This window comes from Bacteroides sp. CAG:189, assembly GCF_000432295.1.
GTDB classification, from domain to species: domain Bacteria; phylum Bacteroidota; class Bacteroidia; order Bacteroidales; family Bacteroidaceae; genus Bacteroides; species Bacteroides salyersiae.
On record NZ_HF991008.1, the window covers coordinates 18,415 to 19,406 of the forward strand.

A 992-nucleotide genomic window follows, 5' to 3' on the forward strand; every position below is an offset into this window, starting at 1 on the left:
CATCCGATAGATCAAATGTACCATAATGCATCGGAATAGTCAACCCGGCATGCATCTCCTGCGAAGCCGTCAACGCTTCATGAGGAGAAATATGATTGGGACGCATGAACCACCGGGGCTTATAGGCACCGATACCTACCAACGCATAATCAGGAGAACTGAACAATTCGGGTATCTCCGCAAAATGATTGGAATAGCCCGTATCACCACTATAATAAATAGAAATACCATCACCTTGAAGCATAAACGCCCCCCACAAGCGTTGTCCCCCATCGCGCACCGAACGTTTACTCCAATGCTGTGCAGGTAGGAAGGTTATTTTCAAGTGCCCGTCTTCTATCTGCTGATACCATCCGGCTTCCAGCATCTCTATCTCCGGAAACCAACTCTTTACCAATTCACCGGTACCTAAGCCACAGAACAACTTCATGTGCGGATTGTTCTCCAACAACCGCCCGACACTCTGTTTATCCAAATGATCGAAGTGATCGTGACTAATTAGCAAATAATCGATTCCCGTAAAAATATTCGGATTGGCAGGAAACTGACTTCTCCGACGCACAAATGGAATATTGCCAAATACCGGATCGAACATAATCCTTTTACCCGACAACTGCATAAAAAATGAATTATGTCCCAACCATATCAATGAATTGCCGTTCACCGCATCCAACGAACGAAGATAATTGACCTTCGGTTCCCACTTTACAGTACGTTTTTCTTTTCGTTGCGGATTAGGAGACAAACGCCACTTCAACACACTGCCCATTCCAGGCCGGAAACGATGCTGACGGTTGAAAAATCGTCCTTTTACCATTGGATTTCCCCTCCAATAGGGGTTTATAGTCGCCAAGCGCTCATTTCGCCTGAAACATATATGTTCACCCATCTTTCTAAACCAAATAATATATTACAAACATAAATAAAAATATCGATTTATGCAGAAGGGAAGTGATAAAAGTAGTTAAGTAGTAAGTAGTCAAGTAGTAAGT

At 43.3% G+C, this 992-nt stretch carries 1 protein-coding gene; it reads right to left on the reverse strand.

What is annotated here, in order from left to right:
- Positions 1-889, reverse strand: an 889-nt coding sequence (locus QVP90_RS03280) for an MBL fold metallo-hydrolase (RefSeq protein ID WP_288203904.1), incomplete at its 3' end; no start/stop codon positions are given.
- Between the last annotated feature and the right edge of the window lie 103 nt (positions 890-992).